This is a genomic window from uncultured Novosphingobium sp. (assembly GCF_964277725.1).
GTDB lineage: Bacteria > Pseudomonadota > Alphaproteobacteria > Sphingomonadales > Sphingomonadaceae > Novosphingobium > Novosphingobium fluoreni.
Genome location: NZ_CAXYKL010000023.1, coordinates 1 through 10017 on the forward strand (window position 1 = coordinate 1; position 10017 = coordinate 10017).

The 10017-nt window shown below is 60.1% G+C and carries 6 protein-coding genes and 1 tRNA gene; 3 read left to right on the forward strand and 4 right to left on the reverse strand.

Annotated features, from left to right (window positions below):
• Positions 1-134: 134 nt before the first annotated feature.
• The gene (locus ACHWRX_RS01595; RefSeq protein WP_394657841.1) at positions 135-2123 is read right to left on the reverse strand and encodes a TonB-dependent receptor family protein; all 1989 of its coding nucleotides are present in this window, start codon (positions 2121-2123) and stop codon (positions 135-137) included.
• Positions 2124-2212: 89 nt separating this feature from the next.
• Positions 2213-2620 (reverse strand): DUF2946 family protein, encoded by a 408-nt coding sequence (locus ACHWRX_RS01600; RefSeq protein WP_394657842.1) that lies wholly within the window; start codon positions 2618-2620, stop codon positions 2213-2215.
• Positions 2621-2782: 162 nt separating this feature from the next.
• Here ACHWRX_RS01600 and ACHWRX_RS01605 point away from each other — a divergent pair, with 162 nt between their 5' ends.
• The 3 genes from ACHWRX_RS01605 (at position 2783) to ACHWRX_RS01615 (ending at position 6056) form a co-directional block, all read left to right on the forward strand.
• Positions 2783-4732, forward strand: coding sequence for a potassium transporter Kup (locus tag ACHWRX_RS01605; protein WP_394657843.1), 1950 nt, complete (start codon positions 2783-2785; stop codon positions 4730-4732).
• 155 nt (positions 4733-4887) lie between these two features.
• Positions 4888-5892 carry a serine hydrolase gene (locus tag ACHWRX_RS01610; RefSeq protein WP_394657844.1) on the forward strand — a complete coding sequence of 335 codons (1005 nt, stop codon included), beginning with the start codon at positions 4888-4890 and terminating at the stop codon, positions 5890-5892.
• Between the two features lie 90 nt (positions 5893-5982).
• A tRNA-Cys gene (locus ACHWRX_RS01615) sits at positions 5983-6056 on the forward strand.
• Positions 6057-6989: 933 nt separating this feature from the next.
• On the opposite strand, the gene ACHWRX_RS01620 is transcribed toward ACHWRX_RS01615, so the two are convergent.
• Complete coding sequence (locus ACHWRX_RS01620; RefSeq protein ID WP_394657845.1) at positions 6990-9371, reverse strand: TonB-dependent receptor; 2382 nt, start codon at positions 9369-9371, stop codon at positions 6990-6992.
• A gap of 200 nt (positions 9372-9571) precedes the next feature.
• A partial coding sequence (locus ACHWRX_RS01625) for a hypothetical protein (protein WP_394657846.1) occupies positions 9572-10017 on the reverse strand: 446 nt, incomplete at its 5' end.

Sequence of the window (10017 nt, forward strand, 5' to 3'; positions counted from 1 at the left end):
GGATGTTCGTCCAGCTTGGGATTGTGCAACTGCTCGGACATGTCCGCTTCCTTTGTTCGTCATGTGTTCCATGGCAAAACGAAGCGGAATGCCCGAGAGTTCCCCCGCCCCCAAGGGCAGGGGAAGAGACAGGATCAGAACCGGGCGCGCACGCCGCCGTAGATCGCCCGGCGTTCTACCGGATAGTAGATGGCGGAATTCGCCGCCGCCTGGATGACGGCCGAGATGTCGCCCACGGCCTTCTTGCCCGTCAGATTGCGCGCATCCACGAACACGTCGATGCCTTTCGTCAGGCTGGCGGCCGCAGTGATGCCCAGCAGGGCATAGCCGCGCATGCGCTTGGTGTTGCGATAATCGGCGAAGGCACCTTGCGGCACCCACTCCAGATTGGGCGAGAGATGCATCGCATCGGTGCCCAACCGCACCTCGCTACGCAGCACATGACGCGGCACCACCGGCAGGCGGTTGTTACGGAAAACCGCATCGTCACGGAAGCGGAAGTCCGAATATTGCCATGTCTGCCGCAGACGCAGCCAGTCAGTCGGCTCCAGTGCCAGACCGGCTTCTACACCTTGATGCAGCGTGCGATCGGCGTTGAACGTCGCCGCAGGAATGCCGCCGTTCACGTTCACGTTGTACTGCAGCAGTTCGCCCTTCAACGTGGCGCGATAGAGCGAGATGTCCCAGCTGAGCGGCCCCTTTACGCCGCGCGTGCCGATCTCCGCCGTCCATGCCCGCTGCGGCCGGATCGCGCCGATGAAGGTGCTGGTCGTGCCCACCGTCTGAAACACCTCGCCAAAGCCGGGAAATTCGGCCGATCGGCTGTAGTTCGCATAGACCTGGACATCGCGCGAAGGCTCAAACAGCAGGCCGAATTTGGGCGAGAACTGGTCGAAGCTGATGCCGCCATCCTGCGTCGGCGTGGCGGAGGAGCCGACGCGGCGCTTGCGAAAGCCATCGGCGTAGATTCCACCGACGATCAGGGACAGACGCTCCACCGGGCGGAAGCGTACCTCGCCATAGATATTCGCGGTGCGCGCCTGCTGATCGGCATCGAGGGTCAGGCGGCCCCGATGGCCATTGACGTTCACATATTGCCGCGCCCGCGTGGTGCCGCGCCGGATTTCGCCGCCCAGCGTGAACGCGAACGGCCCAGCTTCATGCTCCAGTCGCGCGAAGCCGCCGAAGTCGGTGGATTTCTGGTCGATCACCTGGAAGATCGGGTGAAACAGGTCCTTGGAATTTAGGAATGCACCCACCAGCAAGCGGGTGTCGCCCATGTCAATCATGGTGCGGTTCTGAAAACGGATCGAGTCGATATCACGCTGCTGGTCGTTGGCAAAATTGCCGGTCCTGGGCCGCGTCAGCGCAACCTGCTCGGTCAGCGCGCCGGGCAATTCCTGGCGAATGCGGTTGGTGCTGACATAGAAACGGGTGGTCACCTGATCGGACAGTTCCAGCTTCACATTGCCGTTGGCACGCACCGAACTGCGCTTGGCATGATCGCGATCGCCATCGCCGGTGTCAGCGCTGATCGCGCCCCATGCGCTGGCCCGTTCATCGCCGAAACCGGCCGAAACCAGTCCGCGCAGGAAATCGTAGGAGCCGCCGTCAAGCCGGGCATAGATGCCCCGCGCGCTATCGCCGGTTGGGGTGACGCCGTTTATCGCGCCACCCAGCGTGCCTGAGCCGAAGCGCAAGGCATTGGCCCCGCGATAGACCTCCAGATGATCGAAGAAGATCGGCTCCAATTCCTGAAAATCGCCGTTGTCGTCCGCCAGATTGATCGGCACGCCATCCTGCAGCAGCGTCAGGCCGCGCATGTGGAACCCGCGTGACAAGCCGGAGCCGCGGATCGAGATGCGCACCTCCTGGCCGAAGCGCGGCTGAGTGTAGACGCCGGGCGAGAACGCCAGGGTATCGCGCAGGGAAACCACCGTCTTGTCGGCATAGTCCTGATACGTAACCACGTCCGCGCCGCCGGGCGTCTGGCGAACGCGGGCCTCCGCCGCATCGCTATCGGAGCGCGCGGTGACGATGATCGTGGGTTGCTCCGCCTCGTGGGCGAAGGCAGGCGTGGTGAGCAGGCTCGCGAAAGCGAGCGCCGTGAAAGAGCTTTTCATCGTAGAATTCCTGAACCACCGGCCTGCGCGCCTCTGGCGCGGGCCGGATCTGTGTCATGCGAGTCGGCTCCCGATGGAGCCTCGAAGGTTCAGGTGAGAAGTGGTGGCCCGCGCAGCGGCGGCCGCAGGAACGCGTGGCGGGTAAGCCTTGGCGCAACCAGCGGCGCAAGGCCCACCGCGATGATGAAGGCGAGCGCAAGCGCGAGCAGGAACGGATCGGCGCCGGCCGTGCCCGCCATGTCCAGAGCGCTGAACGGACACGTCTGGCTCTTCGCGTGCTGGGTCGCCCGCTCCTGCGGAGTCTCGCGCTGCGGGACGATCACCTGCTTAGTCAGATGCGTGCCCGCGGCATCGCCACAGATCGCGATGGTCATCACCTGGCCGACATCACGCAGCATGTATCCGCCGGGGACCAGAGCCTTCATGGCGAACGCCAGCGCCACCAGCCACAAGGCCAGTCGCCGGTTGCGCAACAGGATCTGACGGAGCCCCCTCATCGCGGCGGCCCATAGCCGCGACGGCACACCATGTCACCCGCGTTCATATCACGCTGTGTTGCCCGCCTGCTTCACTCGCCCTAACATCCCCCTTGCGCCCCGCCCCCATGCGGGTAAAGCGCGCCGCCCGCCTCTCGCGGTGTCCTTCAGGGGCGTGTCACGATGTCGAGTGCGTCTTTAACCGAGCATGCCCCCTCCGGCGACGATGCGCCGTCCGGCCACACTTCGCACGGCGGCCTGGTTCCGCTGACGGTCGGCGCGATCGGCGTCGTCTTCGGGGATATCGGCACCAGCCCGCTCTATGCCTTTCGCGAAGCGCTGGGCCAGGCCGCCTCCGACGGTCTGGTGCGGGAGGAGATCGTCGGCGTCATCAGCCTGATGCTGTGGGCGCTGATCCTGATCGTGACGGTGAAATACGTCCTGTTCCTGATGCGTGCGGACAACGAAGGCGAAGGCGGCGTGCTGGCGCTGCTGGCCTTGGCGAGCGGCAAGTCCGCCCGGATCGGCGGCACAGTTCTGGTTCTGGGATCGATCGGCGCGGCGCTGTTCTATGGCGATGCCATCATCACGCCCGCCTTGTCCGTACTCTCTGCGGTAGAGGGAATGCGCTCCCTGCATGGGGTCGGCTCGTTCTTTACAGAGCAACGCATCCTGATGATCAGCCTCATAATCCTGGTGGGGCTGTTCCTGGTGCAATCACGCGGCACCGCGTCTGTCGCCAAACTTTTCGGCCCAGTCTGCATCGTCTGGTTCATCGCTTTGGGAGCCCTGGGCGCGATGCATATCGCCGATGGTCCCGGGATCCTCGCGGCGGTGCTGCCCTGGCATGGCGTGCTGTTCGTGGCCGATCACGGTGTGCTTGGCTTGTTCGTGCTCGGGGCGGTGTTCCTGACCGTGACCGGAGCGGAAGCGCTGACGGCGGACATGGGCCACTTCGGCAAGCTGCCCATCCGCGTGGGCTGGTTCCTGCTGGTGTTCCCGGCCCTTACGCTCAATTACCTGGGCCAGGGTGCCTTCGCCATCCATTCGCTTGAGCTGGCCGAAGCGAGTGGCAAGGTCTTCACCAATCAGGACTGGTTCTTCCTGATGATTCCCCCGGCGATGCGCCTACCCATGGTGCTGCTGGCCACGGCGGCGACGATCATTGCCAGCCAGGCCGTGATTACCGGAGCCTTTTCGCTGACCCAACAGGCCATTCAGCTGGGCCTGCTGCCCCGCCTCAACATCCGTCAGACCTCCGCCGGGCACTCCGGCCAGATCTACATCGGCGCGGTGAACTGGGCGCTTTTGATCGGCGTCGTCATCCTGGCGCTGGGCTTCCGCAACTCCTCCGCCATGGCTGCCGCCTACGGCATCGCGGTGACGGGCACGATGGTCGTCACCTGCTGCCTCGCTTACCTCGTACTGCGCCGCCGCTGGGGCTGGGGCGTTCCGGCGGCGCTGGCGCTGGTGACGCCGTTCTTCGTGATCGATTCGCTGTTCTTCGGCGCGAACATCCTGCGCGTGATAGAGGGCGGCTGGGTGCCGCTGCTGGTCGGGCTGCTGGTGCTGATCGTCATCCTCACCTGGAACCGTGGCCGGCGCTATATCGCCGCGATGGAAAGCGACGGCGCGATTCCCCTGGCCGACATGGCGCGCAGCTTGGCCGCCCGCCCGCCGACTCGCGTGGACGGCGTGGCCATCTACCTCACCGCCCGCAACGATCTGACGCCCCATGCCCTGCTGCATAACATCAAGCACAACCACGTGCTGCATCGGCATAATTACATCACCACGGTCAAGACGCTGCGCCGCCCGACGTGCGACGAGGCCGATCGGCTGGAGATCATTCCGGTCGACGAGAATTTCTGCCGCCTGGTCTTGCGCTACGGCTTTATGGAAACGCCATCCGTGCGCGATGATCTGATCGCCGCGGGGGATCGCATCCCCGAGGCCAAAAAGGCTAGCTTCTTCATCGGCCGCAACAATTACGCGATGTCTGCCGAGGTCGGCATGCCGCTGTGGCAGGACATGCTGTTCCTGGCGTTGTACCGCAACGCTGCCGACCCGACGGATTATTACCGGATTCCTCACAACCGCGTGATAGAACTGGGAGCGCAGTACGCGATCTGACGTAGCCCTTCTGCCACAGTCCTCTTTCGTTCCGAAGCATGTCGCAAGCACGCTGCAACTCATCGCTGGGTTGTGGCGTTTGTGCGATCGGCAGTTAAGTCTTTGCCAAGGTAGGATGATCTAGGGTGGCCCTGTCGGGGGCAGGCAGGATAATTATGAAGCGATTCTTCCAGATCGCGGCAGCCTTAGCCGCAGTGGTGGCGCCAGTGGCGCCGTCCTACGCTGGCAGCCTCGATGGCGCCGGCATCGACGAGGTTCAAAGCGCGTTCGATAATATGCTGGGCACCAGCCAGCGTGCGCCGCGCACATATTCTTCGGGGCTGGAACAGCAGCTCGCCAGCTTGGCCGAAGCCTCGCGCGGCCGTATCGGCGTGGCCGCGCTAGATCTCACCTCCGGTCGCACCGTTGACGTGCTGGGGGATCAGCGCTTCCCGATGGCCAGCACCAGCAAGATCGCCATCGCCGCCACCTTCCTCGAAGGCGTGGACCAGGGGCGCTTCAGCCTCAGCAGCGAATTCCCGATGATGATGCCGGTGCCTTCACGGCCCTTCTCCACCGCCGTGGCCCCCGTGCGTCCCGGTACGTACATGAGCGCACGTAGCCTGATTGAGGCGATGATCACCCGCTCCAACAACTACGCCACGGACGCCTTGCTGAAGGTAGTCGGCGGTCCGCGCGCCGTGAACGACTGGGTCCGCCGCGCCGGCGTGAATGACTGGCATATCGATCGGGACATCGCCACGCTTGTGCGCGATGACGGTGCGGTCAATCCCGCCACCACGATCGACACGCGGGACAGCGCGACGCCGCTGGCGATGGTTCGGCTTCTCTCACAGATTTACAGCGGCCAGATGCTCAGCTCCGCAAGTCGCGACGTGCTTCTCGGCGCGATGGGCCGTTGCCTCACCGGCAAGCGTCGCATTCCGGCCCTGCTCCCCAGCGGCACGACCGTTTTGCACAAGACAGGTTCGCTGAACAATACATCCAGCGATGTAGGCATCATCCAGACACCCGATGGCCGGGCCTATGCCATCGCGATCTACGTGACCGGACAAGGCACGCGCCTCGCCCGCGAAACCCGCATCGCCAGCATCGCCAGCGCGCTGTACCACGGCTACGCGGCCCAACCCTCCGTCTACGGCCGCACCGCCGCCCGCTAAGGTCGCTTCACGGCGAAGACGCGAATCCCGTTGCGCTGACCGACCAGTATTGCTAGGCGCGCTTTTCCCCAAAAGGGACACGCCCCGGAAGGCCCGATGGCGGAGTGGTTACGCAGAGGACTGCAAATCCTTGCACGCCGGTTCGATTCCGGCTCGGGCCTCCATTTTTGCTTCTCAGAGGGTCTGAGAGCACCCCATAGGTGGCTGTTTTCCGCCGTTTTCACGTGGTAAAATGTCGCCGACAGGGCGACAAATGTCAGTTGAGCCATTAAGGCTAGCGGATGGCCCGGCCGCAATTGCGCATATGCGAGCTATCTTGTCGGTTATCGAGACGGGCGTTGTTCAGAATGGCCCAGTGCCCAGTTTGATCATTATGGCTGGTGCAGCGATCCAGCCAAACGCTGGTCTGGGAGCCGCTGCCAGCGCAGCAGAGCGATCTGCGCACCCGATGCTGCATTAGGTACAGTCGGCTCGAACGAACAATATCTAATTGTTTGAGGCAGCCATTTTGTCTAACGAGTGAGCCGGAAGGCACGAAGCGTGTGGCTGCATTCCCAAGCAAGACGATGCAATCGGCCTACGGCTGAGCGTTATCGCGTCTAAATAATATATGGTTTATAATCGTCTTTGGGGAGGGATCCAGGTACGATCACGCACTCCCCAACTGCGTATTATTTATTTTTTCCTGCAGATTCATGTTGGGGAGGATTGCACAGGTAACCTCCGAAATGTGATACGACGGCAGCACCTTCCAAGAAGTGTTTACAAGCGGCGACGTTGTTGACCTGTCAAGATATCAGTACGCTCAAAGTGCTACAAAGATTAGCAGTTGAGTCTCGCATTTAATAACCGCAGCGACTTAGGTTACTACAAGCGTCCCGCTGCGCCGAGACTAGATTCAATCGGGTCGACTAGCATTGCGCTTCATCGAGCCGTTGGTGGAACGCCCTTGAGGAACGACGGCCAAGCTGATCGCTACAATCCGGCCTTCGTGCTGGCCCCCGCCCCCGTAACAGCCTCAGTTTAGCCGTCCTCGGCGGCAAATTTTTGCAAATAAGCGTTGGTGGGCGCGATGCCCACCAACTTGATCATGCTTTTCAGAACGTAACCGTGAGACTGCCGCCATAGGTACGAGGCGCGCCGAAGATGCCGGTGGCATAGCCAAAGGCCTGGAACTGGGTGCTGCGCGCCGTGAGATAATTCCGGTCAAAGATATTGCGGATCCACAGCTGACCGCTGAGCGGCGAACCCAGGGCATCTTTCCAATTCAACGAAGCGTTGGCCAAAAAATAGCTGTCGATCACATTATATTCTGCCCCGAAAGATGCATTGTATGGGGTAAACACGTTCGTTTGGGTGATCTTGCTGGTATAATATCCCGAAACGGTGGCGGTCACCTTGCCGATGTCTTCATCCAGTGGCAGATCGTAACTTGCGGCGATATTGAATTGATGCTTCGGGGTCTGCGCTGGCGTGGCACCGCTGAGATCGACGGGAGGAACCAGCGTCGTCCCTGTCTGACCATCGCCATTGCCGCCTACAGCTGGGAAGCCGAACTCTTTGAACTTCGAATGGATGTAATTGTAGCTTCCATCCAGCGTGAAGCCCTCGAAAGGCGAATACCGCATCTCGAAGTCCAGACCGTACACTTCAAGCTTGGCCGCGTTGAAAACGCCGTAGCCGGCGCCACCATCATCGTAATTGTAGTTATAGAAGACCTGCTTGTTACTGGTCCTTCCGTAATAAAGGGCGATGTTGGTCCGAATCGGCCGGCCACCAGCACGCCAATCGGCCTTCAAACCGCCCTCAAACATTGTAGTCTTTTCGGGATTGTAGAACGGCACTTCGCGGATCGTGAAATTGGTTCCGCCAGCAAGATAGCCATGGCTTACCTTGGCATACGCAAGAACACCGGGCCCAAACTTGTTGCTCAAGGTGACGTTCCAGCTCGGCGCTTTGAACTTTGCGGAACGACGTCCGAAGCACGTTGTCAGATCCTTGTCGACGTAACCGGCAAGCGCAGGGAAACTGCAGGTTCGATCCGGGGCCAGAAAGAAGCGCTCCCCAAAATCCGGGAGGCCGACGCCCTGGGATTGAGTCACGATTGATGAAACGCGATCCCAGTTGTACCGCACGCCGCCAGCAATGTTGAGGCTGTCCGTTATATCGAAATCAGCATTGCTGTAGACCGCCTTTGAATTCGTGTCCTTCTGTTCGTAGCTGTTAAGGTTGGCAACCAGCGGCAGCTGTAGCAAGGTGAGGAATGTGCCTTGAACTACGGGAGAATTGAGGCCCTGGTCACGGTTCAGCACCGAAAAATAACCACCCAAGTTTGCACGCAAGCGACCGTCCATGCCCTTGTACTGGAGCGTGATGTCGTCCGTCCACTGATCCGTGGTCGTTACGTTGCGCGTGTGTACCTGAGTAATAGTAGTGCCGCTGCTTTCTTCGGATGTGAGCAGGGAGTCATGCCTAAAACCGAGGACGTTTCGGATTGAGAGATTGTCGGAAAGCTCCATTTGTAGAAGATGTTCAAGGCCAAACAGTTTCGCCTTACCGATAAACGGTTTACGTACGCCGGAAAGATCCGGACCGACGTAAATCGTTTTGCGCGTACCAGTTCGGGCACCTAACGCCGCAAGATCTACGCCTCCTGCACTGGGGAAAAGTTCGAGCGGTATCTGGGCCGTGGGTGCTTCTTCACGATTATAATAGTCGAGGATCAAATCACTGCGGATCGGTCCACTATCCAAGGACATCGTACCGCGGAAAGAATAATGATTTTCGTTTGAAAACCGATTGGGAATGCCGTCAGCAGCAGCAAGATTCCTCACGTAGCCATCGCGCTTGACGTAGTTGCCGGCAAAACGAAACGCGAGAACATCGTTCACTGGCAGGTTGATCATACCTTCCAATTCACGGCGGTTGTAATTCCCGTACCCCGCCTTGACATAACCTTCGAAGTTCTTTGTCGGAAGCTTTGTGCGAACTGTGATCGTACCGCCGGTAGTATTTGTACCAAACTGGGTCCCCTGGGGCCCCTTCAAAACCTCGATCGCCGAGATATCATAGAAGGCATTCACGATACCGAAAGTGGAAATTACTGGTACGTCGTTCTGATAGACAGCGACGCCACCATCAATTCCTAGTTCCGTTGCTGTACCGCGGATGGCGAAAACGGGAGAACCACCCGTGGAACTGTTTGAAATCGTCAGCCCCGGCGTGACAGTCTGAAGATCCTGGACGTTCAGAACAACTCGGTTTTCTAGCTCGGCACCACTAAAAGCCGCGACAGAAATCGGCAAAGACTGCGCGGATTCGCCAAATTTACGAGCGGTGACAACAATATCGGCAAGCTGATCGTTGTTGGGGGATGTATCAGTTGGAGCGGCATCCTGCGCAATAGCAGGAGCTGCAAGAGGCACTGCTGAAAGCGATGCTACAGAAACGATTATAAGGTGCTTGAACTTCAAGACCACGGCATTCTCCCCTCAAGATTTTTGTTTATTAAGAACGTCGATGCGCCGTATTGATTTTCCCCTCATTATGGGAAGCGCATCAGACGTTCGAATAGATTTTGCTGAGAGCTATTGGCTATCAGACATGAGATAATAGAGATTACAGGCTGATACTGCGCAGGACCAACCCACGCATCATCTGGGCGCAGCATGGCTTGAATTCAGATGCCAGTCTCTGATTTGCTTAGCAGGCCCACGGCGTTCAGATCCGTTACATAGCGGGCGATGATCTCACGTCCCAGGTGCGGCACCTGGCCGTCAGCCGTTACGTTCGCCTCGGCAGTGGCGGAGACGAACTGCGGACATGGCAGCGTCGGGCCAGCCCGTGCGGGTTGCTGCCCTGCCAAGGCCTCCATCAACGGCAGCATTGACGCCCGTCGCGCATCATCGGGGAGCGCCCGCAAGGCACTTTCAAAGCGAGCGAACCACGCCGTGAAGGGCGCGCGCGTCATCGAGTAACCGAGTTCTTCAAGCCATTGGACGAAGGTGTCCTGCGAGATGCCGTCATCGTGGGGGTTTAGTACATGGAAGGTATGGAAACCGGTCCGACGCCGTTCTCCGATGGCACTGACAGCTGCGGCGATGAAATCCACCGGCAGACCATCGT

Coding starts and splice junctions, on each gene's coding strand:
- ACHWRX_RS01600 (WP_394657842.1), bottom strand. CDS start 2,620: ATGAGGGGGCTCCGTCAGATCCTGTTGCGCAACCGGCGACTGGCCTTG.
- ACHWRX_RS01610 (WP_394657844.1), top strand. CDS start 4,888: ATGAAGCGATTCTTCCAGATCGCGGCAGCCTTAGCCGCAGTGGTGGCG.
- ACHWRX_RS01605 (WP_394657843.1), top strand. CDS start 2,783: ATGTCGAGTGCGTCTTTAACCGAGCATGCCCCCTCCGGCGACGATGCG.
- ACHWRX_RS01595 (WP_394657841.1), bottom strand. CDS start 2,123: ATGAAAAGCTCTTTCACGGCGCTCGCTTTCGCGAGCCTGCTCACCACG.